This window comes from Avibacterium endocarditidis, assembly GCF_965138825.1.
In the GTDB taxonomy this organism is placed as follows: domain Bacteria; phylum Pseudomonadota; class Gammaproteobacteria; order Enterobacterales; family Pasteurellaceae; genus Avibacterium; species Avibacterium endocarditidis.
This window is the reverse complement of record NZ_CBCSDH010000005.1, coordinates 1-17,704: the sequence shown is the minus strand read 5'-3', so window position 1 is coordinate 17,704 and position 17,704 is coordinate 1. Positions and strand designations below refer to the sequence as shown.

The 17,704-nt window shown below is 40.1% G+C and carries 17 protein-coding genes and 1 tRNA gene; 7 read left to right on the top strand and 11 right to left on the bottom strand.

The annotated features are described in order from the left end of the window. The first annotated feature begins 376 nt into the window (after positions 1 to 376). The gene (locus tag ACNAV8_RS03820; protein ID WP_103854836.1) at positions 377 to 1,399 is read left to right on the top strand and encodes a branched-chain amino acid aminotransferase; all 1,023 of its coding nucleotides are present in this window, start codon (positions 377 to 379) and stop codon (positions 1,397 to 1,399) included. A gap of 53 nt (positions 1,400 to 1,452) precedes the next feature. Here ACNAV8_RS03820 and truB read toward each other — a convergent pair whose 3' ends face one another. The 10 genes from truB to ACNAV8_RS03770 form a co-directional block, all read right to left on the bottom strand. Further along, entirely contained in the window at positions 1,453 to 2,379 is a 927-nt protein-coding gene (truB, locus tag ACNAV8_RS03815) for a tRNA pseudouridine(55) synthase TruB (protein ID WP_415777243.1), read from the bottom strand. Further along, entirely contained in the window at positions 2,372 to 2,800 is a 429-nt protein-coding gene (gene rbfA, locus ACNAV8_RS03810) for a 30S ribosome-binding factor RbfA (protein WP_103854838.1), read from the bottom strand. Before rbfA ends, truB begins: the two co-directional genes overlap by 8 nt. 2 nt (positions 2,801 to 2,802) lie before the next feature. Further along, positions 2,803 to 3,339, bottom strand: coding sequence for a cysteine--tRNA ligase (locus tag ACNAV8_RS03805; RefSeq protein WP_103854839.1), 537 nt, complete (start codon positions 3,337 to 3,339; stop codon positions 2,803 to 2,805). A gap of 13 nt (positions 3,340 to 3,352) precedes the next feature. Further along, the gene (locus ACNAV8_RS03800; protein ID WP_415777242.1) at positions 3,353 to 4,393 is read right to left on the bottom strand and encodes an AAA family ATPase; all 1,041 of its coding nucleotides are present in this window, start codon (positions 4,391 to 4,393) and stop codon (positions 3,353 to 3,355) included. Positions 4,394 to 4,463: 70 nt separating this feature from the next. Further along, complete coding sequence (gene infB / locus ACNAV8_RS03795; protein ID WP_415777241.1) at positions 4,464 to 7,007, bottom strand: translation initiation factor IF-2; 2,544 nt, start codon at positions 7,005 to 7,007, stop codon at positions 4,464 to 4,466. A 16-nt stretch (positions 7,008 to 7,023) separates the two neighbouring features. Beyond that, entirely contained in the window at positions 7,024 to 8,511 is a 1,488-nt protein-coding gene (nusA, locus tag ACNAV8_RS03790; RefSeq protein ID WP_415777240.1) for a transcription termination factor NusA, read from the bottom strand. A gap of 19 nt (positions 8,512 to 8,530) precedes the next feature. Then, on the bottom strand, positions 8,531 to 8,986 hold the full coding sequence (gene rimP, locus ACNAV8_RS03785; protein WP_103854841.1) for a ribosome maturation factor RimP: 456 nt from the start codon (positions 8,984 to 8,986) through the stop codon (positions 8,531 to 8,533). 122 nt (positions 8,987 to 9,108) lie between these two features. After that, positions 9,109 to 9,185, bottom strand: a tRNA-Met gene (locus tag ACNAV8_RS03780). Positions 9,186 to 9,268: 83 nt separating this feature from the next. After that, positions 9,269 to 9,997, bottom strand: coding sequence for a BUD32 family EKC/KEOPS complex subunit (locus ACNAV8_RS03775; protein WP_415777239.1), 729 nt, complete (start codon positions 9,995 to 9,997; stop codon positions 9,269 to 9,271). A 23-nt stretch (positions 9,998 to 10,020) separates the two neighbouring features. After that, positions 10,021 to 11,463 carry an alanine/glycine:cation symporter family protein gene (locus ACNAV8_RS03770; protein WP_415777238.1) on the bottom strand — a complete coding sequence of 481 codons (1,443 nt, stop codon included), beginning with the start codon at positions 11,461 to 11,463 and terminating at the stop codon, positions 10,021 to 10,023. A 437-nt stretch (positions 11,464 to 11,900) separates the two neighbouring features. On the opposite strand from ACNAV8_RS03770, the gene ACNAV8_RS03765 reads away from it, so the two are divergent. The 6 genes from ACNAV8_RS03765 (at position 11,901) to ACNAV8_RS03740 (ending at position 17,493) form a co-directional block, all read left to right on the top strand. Then, entirely contained in the window at positions 11,901 to 12,704 is an 804-nt protein-coding gene (locus ACNAV8_RS03765) for a gluconate 5-dehydrogenase (protein ID WP_103854843.1), read from the top strand. Positions 12,705 to 13,275: 571 nt separating this feature from the next. After that, complete coding sequence (locus ACNAV8_RS03760) at positions 13,276 to 14,487, top strand: aromatic amino acid transport family protein (protein WP_415777237.1); 1,212 nt, start codon at positions 13,276 to 13,278, stop codon at positions 14,485 to 14,487. A gap of 159 nt (positions 14,488 to 14,646) precedes the next feature. Then, on the top strand, positions 14,647 to 14,952 hold the full coding sequence (locus tag ACNAV8_RS03755) for a hypothetical protein (protein WP_103855575.1): 306 nt from the start codon (positions 14,647 to 14,649) through the stop codon (positions 14,950 to 14,952). Positions 14,953 to 15,095: 143 nt separating this feature from the next. After that, positions 15,096 to 16,313, top strand: a complete 1,218-nt coding sequence (locus ACNAV8_RS03750; RefSeq protein ID WP_415777236.1) for a hypothetical protein — start codon at positions 15,096 to 15,098, stop codon at positions 16,311 to 16,313. Positions 16,314 to 17,125: 812 nt separating this feature from the next. Further along, a complete protein-coding gene (locus ACNAV8_RS03745) occupies positions 17,126 to 17,311 on the top strand; it encodes a hypothetical protein (protein WP_415777235.1) in 186 nt (61 codons plus the stop codon). Positions 17,312 to 17,340: 29 nt separating this feature from the next. Further along, the gene (locus ACNAV8_RS03740) at positions 17,341 to 17,493 is read left to right on the top strand and encodes a hypothetical protein (RefSeq protein ID WP_181022038.1); all 153 of its coding nucleotides are present in this window, start codon (positions 17,341 to 17,343) and stop codon (positions 17,491 to 17,493) included. Positions 17,494 to 17,495: 2 nt separating this feature from the next. On the opposite strand, the gene ACNAV8_RS03735 is transcribed toward ACNAV8_RS03740, so the two are convergent. Beyond that, positions 17,496 to 17,704 (bottom strand): transposase (locus ACNAV8_RS03735; protein WP_415777234.1); only part of this gene is annotated, 209 nt, incomplete at its 5' end.

Sequence of the window (17,704 nt, the reverse complement as noted above, 5' to 3'; positions counted from 1 at the left end):
CTACAATACATACATACTTAATGATTGGTAATTCCTTATTGGTTAAGAGTTTCGACTTAAGTATGATGTTGTGTTTGCATAGTTCGGGCAACCGAACGGAGTAACTGGTTAGTTACTCATTTCACTTCCTGTATATTTTTTAACCCATTTAGGTTAGACACCGCTCATTTGAGCGGTGTTTTTTTATGTGCCAGATCCTACCACAATTTCACTTTGCACCGAAATAGATTTCCTTGTAGCTAGCAAAGAATAAATCACATTTTTTCCTAATAAAAAATAAATTCAAAAATAACCGCACTTTTATTGTTGCAAGTTTTTGATAATGGTGTAGATTAAAACCATTCTGTTGTAACAACATCATTATTAAGGAAATAAAATGACAATCAAAAATCTCGACTGGCAAAATCTTGGTTTTGGTTATATCAAAACTGATTATCGCTACATTGCATATTGGAAAGATGGCAAATGGTCTAAAGGTGAGCTCACCCAAGATAATGTTTTACACATTAGCGAGGCTTCTAGCTCATTACATTATGGGCAACAATGTTTTGAAGGCTTAAAAGCCTACCGTTGTAAAGATGGCTCAATCAACTTATTCCGTCCTGAGCAAAATGCTGAGCGCTTGCAAAAAAGCTGCCAACGTTTGTTAATGCCTGAAGTCCCGACAGAAATGTTCATTGATGCTTGTAAACAATTAGTTAAAGCAAATCAAGATTGGCTTGCGCCTTATGGCACTGGCGCAACGCTTTATTTACGCCCGTTTGTGATTGGCGTGGGAGATAACTTAGGCTTAAGCCCTGCTACAGAATATATTTTCTCTATTTTCTGTAGCCCAGTAGGTGCCTACTTCAAAGGTGGAATGAAACCAACTAACTTTATCGTATCCGAATACGATCGTGCCGCACCGCACGGCACAGGAGCGGCTAAAGTGGGTGGAAACTATGCGGCTAGCCTTTATCCAGGAAAGCTCGCCAAACAACGTAACTTTAGCGATTGTATTTATCTTGATCCAACCACACACACAAAAATTGAAGAAGTGGGTGCGGCAAACTTCTTTGGTATCACGAAAGACAACAAATTTGTTACGCCACTTTCTCCGTCAATTCTGCCAAGTATTACAAAATATTCTTTGCTCTATTTAGCTAAAGAACGCCTTGGTTTAGAAGCCATTGAGGGCGATATTTATATTAATGAGCTGGATCAATTCAAAGAAGCGGGCGCGTGCGGAACAGCTGCCGTAATTACCCCAATCGGTGGTATTCAGTATGGCGATAATTTCCACGTTTTCTATTCTGAAACGGAAGTAGGCGAAATAACCCAAAAACTTTATAACGAGCTTACAGGCATTCAATTCGGTGATATTGAAGCACCTGAAGGTTGGATTGTAAAAGTGGAATAATTTCCCAAATTCAATCAAGACATAATAAAAAAGGGGCGTTTGCCCCTTTCGTTTTATACCAAATCCAACGCCACCATTCGACTTGGTCGGATAACGTTGTTTTTATCCACTTCTGCCACACCAAGAAATTGATTTTCGGCAGAAAATAACCGCACTTGTCCATAAATGCCTTGTGGATTATCAAACTTCACACGTTGTCCAAACCCAACAGCTCGGCTTTGTTCGGCACTTAAAGCCAACGCAGGCAAGGATTTCACGGCACTGTCCGCTGGCAATAAATGCTGATCGAGCAAGGTTAAATCTTGCTGTTCGCTCAAGGCTTGTAGTGTCTCAATGGTCATCATTGCGTCTTTTGGATAATCCGCCACAGCAAGGCGGCGGAGCATTGTAACGTGTGCACCACAGCCTAGCGCTTCGCCTAGATCGTCCACTAAGGTGCGGATATAAGTGCCTTTCGAACAATGCACTTCCAAGGTTAAATAAGGCGCTTGGTAATCAATAAATTTCAGCTCAAAAATGGTAATTGGACGGGCTTCGCGCTCCACAGTGATCCCTGCGCGGGCATATTCATAAAGCGGTTTTCCCTGATGTTTTAAGGCTGAAAACATTGTCGGCACTTGCATTATGTCGCCACGGAATTGTTCAAGTGCGGTCAAAATCTCTTCTATTTTTGACCGCACTTCTCGCGTTTCCACCACTTGCCCGTCTGCGTCAGAGGTGTCCGTGCGTTCACCGAGTTTTGCGGTAACCAAGTAACGCTTATCAGAATCGAGCAAATATTGCGAAAACTTGGTGGCCTCACCTAAACAAATGGGCAACATTCCTGTGGCAAGGGGATCTAGCGCACCAGTATGCCCTGCTTTATTTGCCTGAAAAAGCCGTTTTACTTGTTGCATAATTTGGTTAGAACTCGCCCCTTGCGGTTTGTCTAACAAAAAAATGCCGTGAATATGACGGCCTTTATTTTTTGCCTTACTCATTGTTTTCTTTGCTGTTTTCTTTATTGTTTTCGTGGCTTTCTACATCGCCTTGGTAGCGTTTTTCATCATCACGAATCACTTCGCTCACCAAGTTGGACATTCTCATTCCTTCCACTAAGGATTTGTCATACACAAAGCGTAACTCTGGCACGATACGCAAGCGCATTGCTTTAGCCAGTAAAGAACGAATATAAGGCGAGGCTTTTTCCAGCCCTTTCATTCCGCTTTCAATAACGCTGTCATCTTGATCAAATAAGAAAGTTACGAACACTTTTGCGTAAGCCAAATCGCGCGATACTTCCACATCAGACACGGTAACCATTCCAATACGCGGATCTTTCACTTCGCGTTGCAAAATCACCGCAATTTCTTTTTGTAATTCTTGTGCGACACGGTCGCTACGTTTAAATTCTCTTGGCATAATTAATCCCTATCTGAAACCGTCCACTCTATGTTATCTAACATATTTTTATTAACAACACTCACTTTATTTACCCCTCTTAAAAGTTGTTCTAACTTAGACTTTAACAAAGAAAGATAGGGTTTTACTTCTCTATCATTATATTTCTCGGGTAATTCAATATGTAATACAACGTGTAAAAACTTTATTTCGTCACGAAAACAATCTCTTTGCATAGAGATTTCATCAGTTTTATTAAATTTTCCTAAAACTAATCCAGTTAAAGAATCCCGCACTTTTTCAATTATTTTCATAGGTAATTGCTGAAGTTCAATCCCCAAATCCTCAAGAGACTCCTGCCGGAATTTTCCCCACTGCCTAAAGTCTTTCACTTCTATCGCATATAATGTATTTTTATTAATATAGAAAAAATCAACTGCCTTGAACCCTCCGAAAGCATTTTGAGTGAGCGTTTTTCTATATAAATTTGTGCCATCATATTTTATGACGTTATCCGTTGGAAATTCAAAAACTAAATTGCCTTCATTAAATATTTCCATCTATTTGCCCTTATCATAACGTTAGGATCTTAGATGACTGCATTAACTCCTCATCAAGCAATGTTAATACGCTGAGATCTGTAAATTTTTTACCTTGCTCTACGATAACGGAATCCTGCTCACTCATTAACCCAAAATAAGCAATATTAGACTCTTTAAAACTGTCTTCATGCTGTAAAATCTCTAATTCTCTTAATAAAAATAAGGAATGTGTCGCAATAAATATCTGGATTCCATTTTTAGATAACAGTAATATGATTTTGGCGATCAGTTTTATTATTTTTGGATTTAAATTTGCTTCTGGCTCATCCCAAAACAAACATCCTTTATCCAATAAAGTCCCCGTTGCCACTAACCTTGCTACCATTGCTAATTTTCTGAGTCCCTCCGCAACTAAGGGTATTTCCATATTTCCTTTACCTGGAATGGCTAAATAAAAACGTCCCGTTTTATCTAAATTTATCTTGCCTCCCATCGCCTCTTCTAAAGGATCTAAAATCTCTTTTGCTTTATCTTCTCTTTTACCTCTTGATAAAAGATCTCCCAACAATAGAATAGTATCATAATAGGTTTCCTCAAACTCGAGATAACGATTTTCATATATCGATGAAAAATTAGGATATAAAGTTAATAATTCTCTGGTTGGGAAATAGACTGGACTAAATTCTTCTCCTATCTTATTAATTCTGTCAATTTTGACATCTGTTTTAGTCGAAGTCGCAAAACTAAAAGAACAATTTTGTTCTTCATTAGAGAAAAACGCTGAAATTTCACAACGGTCTCTACCTTGTTTTCTTTTGACTAACCGTCCTAAAGTTTCTGCTTTAAATACAGACACTATTTTTTCTGCATATGCTTTTTGTAAATAGGATTTTGTAGGTTCTTGCTTTATTTTTTGTAATTTAGCTTGAACTGCAATAATAGAATAAGCAACTTTTAATAAATGGGTTTTTCCTTGCCCATTTTCTCCAATAATAATATTTATGTTTTTAGAAAAATCTAACTGTGCATTCGAAAATACGGTGAAATTATTCAGTGTCAGTTTCTTTAACATAATTCTATATCCTATGTTTTTCATATAAAGATAGCCAAATATCTTAATTTGGCTATCTTTTATTTTATATCTAAATTGAGCGTTTAATTTCAACCACTTCAAAGACTTCGATTTGGTCGCCGACTTTGACATCGTTGTAGTTTTTCACGCCAATACCACATTCCATACCACTACGCACTTCTGCAACGTCATCTTTGAAGCGGCGGAGAGATTCCAATTCGCCTTCAAAGATTACCACGTTGTCGCGTAATACACGGATTGGGTTGTTACGTTTCACGACCCCTTCGGTTACCATACAACCTGCGATTGCACCGAATTTAGGGTGGCGGAAGACATCACGCACTTCAGCAAGCCCGATAATTTCTTGTTTAAATTCAGGTTGTAACATTCCGCTCATTGCCGCTTTGATTTCGTTAAGTAGTTCATAAATAATTGAATAATAACGTAAATCAATACTTTCATTTTCAATGATACGGCGTGCTGACGCATCGGCACGAACGTTAAAGCCGACAATAATCGCGTTTGAAGCCGCCGCAAGGGTGGCATCAGTTTCGGTAATTCCGCCCACACCTGAGCCAACCACATTCACTTTCACTTCTGGGGTTGAAAGCTCTTGGAGGGCTTGAACGATCGCTTCAACCGAGCCTTGAACATCGGCTTTTACAATCACGTTCAATTCTGCCACATCGCCCTCAGCCATATTGCTAAACATATTTTCAAGTTTCGCTTTTTGCTGACGAGCGAGTTTCACTTCGCGGAATTTACCTTGACGATACAATGCCACTTCGCGCGCTTTTTTCTCATCACGCACCACCGTGGCTTCATCACCCGCTGACGGCACGCCTGATAAGCCTAGCACTTCCACAGGAATTGAGGGGCCTGCTTCTGAAATTTCTTTACCGTTTTCATCACGCATTGCACGCACACGACCATATTCAAAGCCACAAAGTACAATGTCACCACGGCGTAATGTGCCTGATTGAACGAGGATTGTTGCCACTGGACCGCGACCTTTATCAAGGTAAGATTCAATCACCACACCCGTTGCCATTCCATCTTTCACTGCACTGAGTTCTAATACTTCAGATTGCAATAAAATCGCATCAAGCAATTCATCAACGCCCGTTCCTTTTTTCGCTGAAACATAAACGAATTGCGTATCCCCACCGAATTTTTCGGCGATTACTTCGTGTTGTAGTAATTCTTGCTCTACGCGATCTGGGTTGGCTTCAGGTTTATCAATTTTGTTCACCGCCACCACAATTGGCACGCCTGCTGCTTTCGCGTGTTGGATCGCTTCGATGGTTTGTGGCATCACGCCATCATCAGCCGCCACCACTAGCACTACGATATCTGTCGCTTTTGCACCACGCGCACGCATTGAGGTAAAGGCCGCGTGTCCTGGGGTATCCAAGAAAGTGATCATTTTGCCGTCATCGGTTTCAACGTGATATGCACCAATGTGCTGGGTAATCCCACCCGCTTCGCCTGCAGCTACTTTCGCTTTACGAATGTAGTCAAGTAAAGAGGTTTTACCGTGGTCAACGTGTCCCATAATGGTAACCACTGGTGCACGATTTACTTTTTCCGCATTCACATCACGATCGCCTAATACAGATTCTTCTAGCTCATTTTCTTTACGCAGGATCACTTTGTGTCCCATTTCTTCAGCAACAAGCTGTGCGGTTTCTTGGTCGATCACTTGGTTGATGGTGACCATTTCGCCCATTTTCATCATTGTTTTGATGATTTCGGTGGCTTTCACTGCCATTTTGTTGGCTAATTCCGCTACGGTAATGGTTTCACCAATTACCACATCACGGTTTACCGGTGCGGCTGGTTTAGTAAAGCCCTGTTGTAAGCTGCTGCCTTTTTTGCCTTGTTTACCTTTAAAGCCTTTTCCGCCTTTAGCATCTTTTTGGTTACGGCGATTGGATTCACGCTCGTTTTTGTTGCTATCGTCTTCGCGTCCGCCTTTTTTCGCTTTGGCTACTTTATTTTTGCCACGACCACGATTTTCATTACGGCGTTCTTCTTCATCTTCCGCTTCACGCGCATAGCTTGAAGTGAGATGATAATCTGAATAATCTTCAGAATTTTCATTTTTTTCATCCGCACTTGCAAGATCTGCATAACGTTTTGCTTCTTCTGCGGCTTTGCGTGCTTGCTCTTCCGCTTTTTGACGAGCTAATTCATCAGCTTTACGGCGTAACTCGGCTTCTTCCGCTTTCAAGCGCTCTTTTTCTTCATCAACCGCTTTGTTGGCCGTTTCTTTTGCTGATTTTTCTGCTTTTTCTTTCGCTTTTTGTTCAGCTTGACGTTTTGCCTGTTCAGCTTTTTCCGCGTCTTTTTTCGCTTTTTCAGCTTCTTTCTGCGCTTTTTCTGCGGCTGCTTTCTCTTCCGCCGCTTTCTTTTCCGCTTCTTGTTTTGCTTTTAAGCGTGCTTCTTCTTCAGCACGGATAGCGGCTTCCGTTGGCACAGTACGTTTTTTACGCACTTCCACTTGTACAGTTTTGTTTTTACCTGTACTGGTTGTGGTGCTTGCCGTGGTTTTCGTACGGCGCTGTATGCTTAATTTTTTCGGTGCATCCGATTTTTTTACTTCATCTACCATAATTTTACACCCCTTTTTATTCTTCGCTGAACCAACAAATGTTGCGTGCTGCCATAATTAAATCCGCTGCTTGCTCAGTGCTTAATTCTTCAATATCGGCTAAATCATCAACACCTTGCTCCGCTAATTCTTCTAAGGTGGTGATTTGTTTTTCTGCAAGTTTGAACGCAAGATGACGGTTCATTCCTTCAAGATTGAGTAGCTTGTCTTCAATATGCGCTTGTTTTAACGCTTCTTCTTCCGCTAATGCAGCGGCTGTTAGTGCATCTTTCGCGCGGGTTTGCAACTCTTCCACTAAATCTTCATCTTCTAAACCATCAATCGCAGTAAGTTCGCTCACTGGCACATAGGCTAACTCTTCTAAATTAGTGAAGCCCTCTTCAACCAGAATTTGCGCGAATTCTTCGTCAATTTCTAAGGCGTTCATAAAGAGTTTCAACACTTTGTTATCTTCAGCTTGATGTTTTTCATTTAGCTCTTCTGTGGTCATTACATTTAACGCCCAACCTGTAAGCTGTTTGGCTAAACGCACGTTTTGACCATTGCGTCCGATGGCTTGTGGTAAGTTTTCCGCTTCAACAGCAATGTCCATAGAATGGTTATCTTCATCAACCACGATAGACGTTACATCGGCTGGCGCCATTGCGTTAATCACAAATTGTGCAGGATTGTCGTCCCACAATACGATGTCCACACGCTCACCACCTAATTCATTGGTGATAGCTTGCACACGCGCGCCACGCATACCCACACAAGCACCCACTGGATCAATACGTTTATCATTGCTTTTCACAGCAATTTTGGCACGCGAACCTGGGTCACGGGCTGCACCTTTAATTTCAATTAGCTCTTCACCAATTTCTGGCACTTCAATACGGAAAAGCTCAATGATCATTTCAGGTTTTGCACGGGTAACAAAAAGCTGTGCGCCTTTGCTTTCTGGGCTAACGCGATATAACACGCCACGCACACGATCACCTGGGCGGAAATTCTCGCGCGGTAACATATCTTCACGCAAAATCACCGCTTCTGCTTGCTGACCTAAATCTAAAATAATATTTTCACGGTTTACTTTTTTCACCGTTCCCGTAACAATTTCGCCTTCATTAGAGCGGAATTGCTCAACGATTTTATTACGCTCCGCTTCACGGATTTTGCTGCTGATCACTTGGCGTGCGGTTTGCATTGTAATGCGATCAAAGGCAACGGATTCAATTTGATCCTCAATGTAATCACCTAATTGCACACTTGGATCATCAAACTGTGCTGCTTCAAGTGTGATTTCTTTGGTTGGATTTGTTACCTCTTCCACCACTAACCAACGGCGGAAGGTATCAAATTCACCTGTTTTTGGATCAATCACCACACGGACATCAATTTCTTGATCGTATTTTTTCTTAGTAGAAAGTGCGATTGCGCTTTCTAATGCTTCAAAAATCTTTTCGCGTGGTAACAATTTTTCATTTGAGACCGCTTCTGCCGCCAATAAAATTTCTTTACTCATATTTCCTTCCTATATAAAACTAAAATTGAGGCACGACATTGGCTTTTTGAATATTGCCATACACCAAAACTTGTGGTTGCCCATCAACGATCAGCGTGATCATATCGTTTTCTACTTTCTCTAATTTACCTTGCCATTTACGGCGTTCCAACACAGGAATACGCAAATGCACCACAATTTCTTCGCCAATATAGCGTTGATATTGTTCAAGGGTAAATAATGGACGATCCACGCCCGGTGAAGACACTTCAAGGTTATATTTATCCGAAATCGGATCTTCCACATCTAAAATGGCGCTGACTTGACGGCTTACATCCGCGCAATCATCAATGCTCACCCCACCTTCTTTATCAATGTAAAGACGTACCGTTAAAAAACGGCCAACACGCTGACATTCAATACCCCAAAGTTCACAGCCTAAATCTTCAATAGAACCTTTTAATAAATCTGATAATTTCTCTTCTAAAGTTGCCAAAACAACCTCCTTAATCAAACTTAGGACGTAAAAAAAGGGCTAATCAGCCCAGTTCTACATCTAAATTGCTCGTACAAAAAAACCCCAAAATTGGGGTTCTTTCTACTGAACTTGTTATGAATTGGTTGCGGGGGCTGGATTTGAACCAACGACCTTCGGGTTATGAGCCCGACGAGCTACCAAGCTGCTCCACCCCGCGTCCGAAATATGTGGCGTATTATACGCATAGAAAAACAAATAGCAAGGCTTTATCAAAAAAACTTACAAAAAAAAGCACCGCACTTATTTGTTTGGCGTGTTTTCAAACAAGCGATAAATGGCGATTAAATCCATTCTTGCAATAGGTTTGAAAGGCAATAATAAATAATATAACCAGCGGTTTTTGGCAATAAAGGATTGTGTTTGTTGCCAAATTTCTGGCTCACAATATTGCTGATATTTTTCTACCGTTAAACGCATTTGCTCATCAGAAATGCAGTCAGAACGCCCAAGGCTATGGATAAAAATTAAGCTATCCCGTACCTTTTGCCAATTTAGCTTGGCGTGATTGGAACGGGATTCAAAATCAATAAATTGCACCTTGCCATCGTGCCACGCCATATCACGAAGCGCTGGGCGGCCGTGAACTAAGCCTTTTTTATGCAGATCCGTTAAGGCCTTTGCGCCGTCTGCTAAAATCGCCAATTTTTCATCAGAACTGAGATCAGGCTTATCCACCCAATAACTGATAGTTTTGCCTGCATCTTTTAGCACTAAAAAATCTTCGCCAAATGCCATTAATTGTGGCACAGGGGCATTTTTTTCGGCTAAAAATTGTAAGGTTTTCAATTCATTTTGAAAGGCCTTTTGCGGTTGCGGTTTGAGTAAACGCCACACGCCTTTGAGTTGTTCAGGTTGTTTGAGCCAATAGCGCTGATCGTCATAATCAAAGCTCACAATTCGCTCGCCTTTATGCTGTTTAAGCAAGGCTTGCACCTTTTCTTGAAATTCACTATTTTGTGCCGACATCAAACAACCTCATTTTTACTTAATCATTATTTCCAAACATCAGGATTCACGCCACGTTTAAGTAGCTCTGGATGTTCTTCAATTTTAAATTCTGGCTCACGAATACCAGCTTTAATTTGGCGTTGATAATCTTTTAATAACGTCCACACAATCGGTGAAAGCAATACGATAGACACCAAGTTAATTAGCGCCATCACCGCCATTACGGTATCGGCAAAGTTCCACACCACATTACCTGAATTCACCGCACCGAAATAAACGAAAAATAGCACCACTAAACGGAAAATAAACACTACCACAGGGCGGTTTTTCAGGAAGCGGATATTGCTTTCTGCGTAGGCATAGTTACCAATAATCGAAGAAAACGCAAATAACAATAAGATGAACGCAAGGAAATGCAAGCCAAATTCCCCAACGTGATATTGTAGCGCATTTTGCGTCAGAGAAATGCTTTTCAGCGTTTCGCCGCCGTAGTTGTCTGATAGCAAAATGATGATTGCCGTACAAGAACACACAATGATGGTATCCACAAACACGCCAAGCATTTGGATTAAACCTTGGCTTACTGGGTGCTTAACATCTGCTGAAGCCGCAGCATTTGGCGCAGAACCCATACCTGCCTCATTCGAGAATAAACCACGCTTAATTCCCATTAACATTGCTTTAGAGAAAATCGCCCCGAACATACCGCCAGCCATTGCGTCAAAAGAGAACGCACTATGAATAATATTACTGATTACAGTTGGGATCATTTCAATGTTCATTCCCATAATGATCGCTGCCATAATTAAATAAAACAGCGCCATTGTTGGCACAACTTTAGCGGAAACTTTACCGATTCGCTTCACCCCCCCAAAAATAATTGAGGCAGTTAAAATTACTAACCCAATTCCTACATAGCTTGGTGTCCATTTCCACGCATTGCCTGTGGCTTCTACAATCGCATTGGATTGCACCGCATTAAAGGCAAAACCAAAAGTAAAAATTAACGCAATAGCAAAGCACGCCGCCAACCAGCGAGATTTTAAGCCTTGCACAATATAATAAGCGGGGCCACCACGGCTCACGCCATCTTTATCTTTTAATTTATATAATTGAGCAAGAGAAGATTCCGCTACCGCACTGGACATTCCGATCAACGCCGTAACCCACATCCAGAACACTGCGCCTTCACCACCAATGGCAATCGCTGTGGCGACCCCACCAATGTTACCCACGCCCACACGGCTGGCTAAGCCTGTCGCAAAGGCTTGGAATGGTGTTAAAGAATCCCCCGTAGAGGCACGTCCAAACCACATCTCACGCAAACTTTGTGGAAATAAGCGTAACTGCACTAATCCTGTGGTGAGCGTAAAGAAAATACCCACGCCTAATAAAGTGATTACGGTAATATCCCAAAGTGGGCCATCAAATGTTTCCACAAACCACGTTAGAGCCTGCTCCACATTGCTGATAATTTGCTCAATCATAAACTTCTCCTCATAATGAAAGCAGGCATTTTAATGGATTTTATATAAAGAGAGAACAATTAGGATAAAAAAGAGAATAAAAAATCAAAAAAGTGAATATTCTTAAAAAATTTTTCAAAAAATTATCGCAGTTTATTATTTTATATTTAATACACTTACTAAAAAGAGTGAGCATACTCCCCGTAAAAAACTAAAAATTATTCATAATCCCATAAAAACGATACCGTTTTAATCTATGCTGTTGATCGCCTCACAGCAAAACACGCTGAGTGGAAAATGCCTTTACCTTTAATTTGCAAAAATGTGAGCTATATCACATTCTATTTTTAATAAACGCTTACAATGAAATTGAAATTATGGTTTAATAATTTTAAAATTAATAAATTAAAAATAACAAACTTAACGACAACCTAATTTAAGAAGTTAAAGGAGCAACTATGTCAAACATCTTAGATCAATTCTCACTGAAAGGAAAAATTGCTTTAGTTACAGGCGCATCATACGGTATCGGCTTTGCTATCGCTTCTGCATTAAGCCAAGCAGGAGCAAAAATCGTATTCAACGATGTAAATGAAGAAAACTTGAAAAAAGGCCTTGCCGCTTATAAAGAAGCAGGCATTGATGCGCACGGTTATTTATTTGATGTAACCGATGAAAACGCAGTAAAAGAACACGTTGCCAAAATTGAAAACGAAGTGGGCGTGATTGACATTCTTGTAAACAATGCGGGTATCATTCAACGTATCCCTATGTTAGAAACCACCGCAGCGGACTATCGTAAAATTATTGATATTGATTTAACTGGGCCGTTCATTATGTCAAAAGCCGTATTACCTTCAATGATCAAAAAAGGACACGGTAAAATCATCAACATCTGCTCAATGATGAGTGAATTAGGTCGCGAAACCGTGGTGGGTTACGCTTCTGCAAAAGGTGGCTTAAAAATGCTAACCAAAAACATCTGTTCAGAATTTGGTGAAGCCAACATTCAATGTAACGGTATCGGCCCGGGTTACATCGCTACCCCACAAACCGCACCATTACGCGAAAGACAACCAGACGGCTCACGTCACCCATTCGATCAATTCATCATCGCCAAAACCCCTGCCGCTCGCTGGGGAACGCCAGAAGATCTCGCAGGCGCTGCGGTGTTCTTATCCTCTGACGCCTCAAACTTCATCAACGGTCATATTCTATACGTTGACGGCGGTATCTTGGCGTATATTGGTAAACAGCCGTAAAATTTATCATGTAATTTTAGTTAGATGTAGAAGATCGTTAGGACTTCTACATTTTATAAATAACTTATAAATAACAATTCCCCCTTCTAGTATTACCAAATATCTTTTTCACTCAACTTATGTTATTTATCCATCCTATTTGATTGCCTATATTACAAAGTCGATCAAAATAATCTTAGCTTTTGATTCCCCGTACTATTTCACTTAAACAGATTAAAAACCTAAACCAATTGTTTATTTTTATTAATACTGATCATATCCCAGCTAACATCATCTAAATGTAGATAAAATTTTAGGAAAAGTAACGGCTCAACACAGCATAGCTAGTATAGGCTTACTCTTCGTCAAAAAAATTTGAAACAAATAAAGATCAGTAATTTAGTCGAAGACTTTTTTCTTTGCCTACCTTCTAACAAACAAAAGAAAGAAGATCGCTCAAGGAGCAAAATTCGTTCTTAACAACAAAGAAAAAACCTTGTAAACAAATAAAAACACCCTGTAAAAAAATGATTACATTTTCTAAAAAGTGCGGTAAAATTTACCGCACTTTTAGTTTAACTAGGAAAATATTATGAAAAACAAGACATTTGGAAGTGCCTTGCTTGTTGCGGGGACGACAATTGGGGCGGGAATGTTGGCGATGCCGCTCACTTCAGCAGAAATGGGTTTTGGCTATACCCTTGCGTTGCTCTTTATCCTGTGGATTTTGCTTTCTTACAGTGCGTTGCTGTTTGTTGAAGTGTATCAAAAAGCTGAACGCAAAGACGCAGGAATTGCGACACTCGCTGAACAATACTTCGGTATTACAGGGCGTGTGTTAGCGACCCTTTCGCTAGTGATTTTTATGTACGCCATTCTTTCCGCCTATGTAACAGGTGGCGGTTCGTTATTAGCGGGATTATTGCCATTTTTAGGGGATAATGCGACTTCCGTTTCTATCGTGCTATTCACAGTGGTGCTAGGCGTGTTTATCGTCATCAGCACTGGTGCGGTGGACGCACTCACCCGTTTATTATTCGTGATTAAACTGGTGGCGTTTGTGTTGGTGTTGGCAATGATGTTGCCATTGGTAACAAGCGATAACTTGCTTGCAATGCCATTGAAAGATTTCTTGATTGTATCGGCAAGCCCTGTGTTCTTCACGTCATTTGGCTTCCACGTTATTATTCCTAGTATTAACAAATACTTAGATGGCGATATTAAACGTTTACGCATTGCTATTATCGGCGGAACGGCAATTCCATTAGTGGCCTATATTTTATGGCAAATGGCAACCCACGGCGTGTTCCCACAATCGGAATTCGTGCGAATTGTAAATAATGATCCAACCTTGAACGGCTTAATCAATGCGACATTCCAAGCCACAGGTAGCTCATTAATCAGTGGCGCGGTGAGAACATTCTCAACCCTTGCATTAGTAACCTCATTCCTTGGCGTGGCGTTATCGCTGTTTGACTGCTTAGACGATTTATTAAAACGTGTAAACATTAAAGCGCACCGTATTCAGCTAGGTTTATTAACCTTTATTCCACCGTTGGCATTTGCGCTATTCTACCCAGACGGCTTTATCGCCGCCCTTGGCTATGCAGGACAAATGTTCACCTTCTACGGCTTAGTATTGCCTGTGGGCTTGGCGTGGCGCGCAAGAAAACGTTATCCAGATTTACCATATCGCGTAATGGGCGGTGGTTTAGGCTTAATTCTTGCGCTGTTATTAGGTTTATTAATTATGAATGTGCCGTTCTTAATTCAAGCAGGTTATTTACCACAAGTGATTGGTTAATAAATTGATTTAACAGAAAATTTCACTTAAGCCGATCGTCAGATCGGCTTTTTTTATCCATATCACAAGCCTTACACCTAAAAAGCATTATTATTTTTATTGAAACTAATTTTCAAAAATATAGAATTAGCAAAATTTATCTCACCTTTTTATCCTATTATGAATATCAGATTTACACCGATTGCAATGGCCGTTGCCCTTGCCTTACATAGCCCTTTGCTCTTTTCCCTTGATCGCCAAAGTGCGGTGGAAAAATTAAAAGATTTAGCCGAAAACTCACCAATAGAAGTCAATTGGCAAGACACCGATCGCACGGCGACAAGTGATTTTGTTAAACTTGCAAGAGCGATCCACGTTGATACCGGGGTGGATTTACGTTCTTTTAATGAAGGGGAAAAACGGACGAAAATAATCCGCCTGTGGATAGCACGGATACTGTGGAAGAAAACCGCCCTGAACCAATAGCTGATTCATAAAATACGCCAAAAGAAAAAATAGACGAAAATTCCACCGCACTTATTGATACTACGGAAGAACATCGTCCTGAACCAGCAGCTGATTTAGAAAATACATTAAAAGAAAAAACAGATGAAAATTCCACCGCTCTTGTGGATACTGCGGAAGAAAACCGCCCTGAACCAGCAACTGATTCAGAAAATACATCAAAAGAAAAAACAGATGAAAATTCCATCACTCTTGTAGATACAGCAAAAAACGGAGGTGCTGAAACCATAAATACGACCAAAACGGATAAAGACAATCCTAAGCATTTTGTGCGTCAATCTGATCCGAAATACTCCGGGTGGAGTGATGATGCGCGATTGCTTGATCAGGCTTTAGCAGAACTTGATAAGAAATACTACGCTGGAACACTCACTGCTGAGCAGGAAAAATGGGCCAATAAATTGGTGAATATCGATCGCCAACATTTTGCCGAGTATGTTTTTTATCAGGGCATTCAAACTTTCGCCCATCAGCAACAAGTGATGTTAAACGCACAACAAGGCGCAACACTAACTTGGTTAAATAATCTTGCTCAACATCAACAAAGCACTGTTTGGTTAACCCTAGACAATGCCAATATTGAGCCAGAATTAACTTATATTCATAACAAATCACGTTTTAATAATGTGGCAATTAATGGCTTGAAAGTGGAGGGCAAACATAAATTGGCCGCACGTTTAAGCAATCAAAGACATAACTATGAAGAACGTTACAAAGCGGTAACTAAATCCTTAAAAGAAAGATTTACCGAATTGCAACTCCGCTACGGCTATGCCTTATCGCCGCAAATTGAATTGTTCGGTGCGGTGAATTACGGCAAAGGTAAGCTGAAATACCAAAGCAGCTTTAATGCTGAACGCAACAACAATGAAGGCCGCACAACGGGCTATGGCGCCAATGTTGGAATGGCGTGGCGTTATCCGATTACGGCGAATTTAAGCTGGCACAATATGTTTGATCTTGCCTACGGATACAAAGAATTATCTCATTTGACAACGAGCAATGATGTTCAAATAAGTAAACTGAAAACCCAGTTTAGTAGTCTTGGTGCTGTTTCCCAGCTTAATTACCAATTCGGTAATATCAATCTTTTTGCTCACACGCGCGTGCAAAAAACCTTATCCAGCAAAACTAAAGGCGAGGCAAATTATTTCGGCGTACAAACTAAGGTAGATCAACGCAATAAGATTTACCCGAAAACTCAAGTACAGTTTGGTGCGGGCGTGAGTTACCAGCATCAGGGTTGGAAAGTGTCCACCAGTTTTAATACAGGTAATTACCGCCAACGTGATATCAATGCTGAAATAGGTTACACTTTCTAAGTGTTATACTTTGCTAACCGATAACAATCCGCACATTTCACATGCGGATTGTTATTCATCACTAATGTAACGAACCATGAATTTACCACCGACTAACAAAGCATATCTGTATTTGAAATGAGTTTTAAATCTTGACAATTTTTGGGGTTATTTCGCTGACTACAAGAATACTGTAATTCCCCCTATGTTTCAGATTACGATGAGCCAATTGTTCTAGCATTAGTTTACGAGGTTTTGTCCTGTTAGCTTGTTATATTGGCCGTTCTCACAGTTGTTTCTAGGGCAGAAAAGCATCTATTTCAGGCAGAACCAATTTTTATAGAAAACCCTGTCACTGACATTCCCCATACCTCATCACTCTCTCATTTTAAAAATAACACATTGATAAAATTGTAAATTTATCAAGCTTTATTTCCTGTTTTGATTGATTATAAAATTAATGTGTGACACTTTTTTTCGAGAGGATAATTCTTTTTTACTACCTAGAGCTCCAGAAGCATTTTGATAAAATAATGGAAATTTTCCTTTTCACTGGAGTTTGCTAGGATTCACAACGTAATTCATACACAAAGCAACTTTTGAGCATGCCTTAGATTCAAATACTTTGGTTATTTGTGGGTGATAGATTGTCAAAGCACGTGAATTGTCGAAAGTTATTGGCGAGTACGCGCAAAATTTACCTAAAAAAAGATTAATTGACATAAATTGAACAAAAATTTATATTATTAACAGTTATAAAAATGCAGTTAGGTATGCAATAGACAATTACTTGATTGCGTTTTAGTTTTGTTTTTTAACCTAGATGAACCAATATGACAAATAAATTTAGTTTAGTAACTTTAGGTATTTTGTCTTTTTGTGGAGTGGAAACTGCACAGGCTACAACTGAGATTGATGCTAGACGTGAAGAGATTATTATTTTTTCACGTCAAGGTGAAACACAGCTCAAAGCCGCCATTCCCCAACTCAAGACGCTTTATCAACAAACTCATGATTGAAGGTACGTGATGATTTAATCGCATTACTTATGCGACAATCACGTTATGCTGAAGCCATTTCTTTTTGTGCTAATTGTACGCCAAATCAATATTCTGAAAATGAATTAGCGAATCTGGCACGTGCTTATCGCAATGAAAAGCAGTTTAAGCAATCCTTAAAATTTGGGGCTGTAGTAGATTAGCCCTAAATTTCACACCATTTTCGCAATATTTTTAACTGCTCTTTTGGTGGCCCAAAGTTAAACCGAAATTCACATTCCTTCAAGAATAAAGAAAAGTTTTTTCGGTTAATTCCATTATATTTTCGCAGTATCCGCTTCGCCTGATTCCAAAAATTTTCAATGCCATTAATATGATTTTGTTTCACCGCAAATAGCTCGGAATGATTGATTC

Bases quoted from the DNA above. Each gene is read 5' to 3' on its own strand.
- ACNAV8_RS03820 (WP_103854836.1), top strand. From the start codon at position 377: ATGACAATCAAAAATCTCGACTGGCAAAATCTTGGTTTTGGTTATATC.
- truB (WP_415777243.1), bottom strand. From the start codon at position 2,379: ATGAGTAAGGCAAAAAATAAAGGCCGTCATATTCACGGCATTTTTTTG.
- rbfA (WP_103854838.1), bottom strand. From the start codon at position 2,800: ATGCCAAGAGAATTTAAACGTAGCGACCGTGTCGCACAAGAATTACAA.
- ACNAV8_RS03805 (WP_103854839.1), bottom strand. From the start codon at position 3,339: ATGGAAATATTTAATGAAGGCAATTTAGTTTTTGAATTTCCAACGGAT.
- ACNAV8_RS03800 (WP_415777242.1), bottom strand. From the start codon at position 4,393: ATGTTAAAGAAACTGACACTGAATAATTTCACCGTATTTTCGAATGCA.
- infB (WP_415777241.1), bottom strand. From the start codon at position 7,007: ATGGTAGATGAAGTAAAAAAATCGGATGCACCGAAAAAATTAAGCATA.
- nusA (WP_415777240.1), bottom strand. From the start codon at position 8,511: ATGAGTAAAGAAATTTTATTGGCGGCAGAAGCGGTCTCAAATGAAAAA.
- ACNAV8_RS03770 (WP_415777238.1), bottom strand. From the start codon at position 11,463: ATGATTGAGCAAATTATCAGCAATGTGGAGCAGGCTCTAACGTGGTTT.
- ACNAV8_RS03765 (WP_103854843.1), top strand. From the start codon at position 11,901: ATGTCAAACATCTTAGATCAATTCTCACTGAAAGGAAAAATTGCTTTA.
- ACNAV8_RS03760 (WP_415777237.1), top strand. From the start codon at position 13,276: ATGAAAAACAAGACATTTGGAAGTGCCTTGCTTGTTGCGGGGACGACA.
- ACNAV8_RS03755 (WP_103855575.1), top strand. From the start codon at position 14,647: ATGAATATCAGATTTACACCGATTGCAATGGCCGTTGCCCTTGCCTTA.
- ACNAV8_RS03745 (WP_415777235.1), top strand. From the start codon at position 17,126: ATGACAAATAAATTTAGTTTAGTAACTTTAGGTATTTTGTCTTTTTGT.
- ACNAV8_RS03740 (WP_181022038.1), top strand. From the start codon at position 17,341: ATGCGACAATCACGTTATGCTGAAGCCATTTCTTTTTGTGCTAATTGT.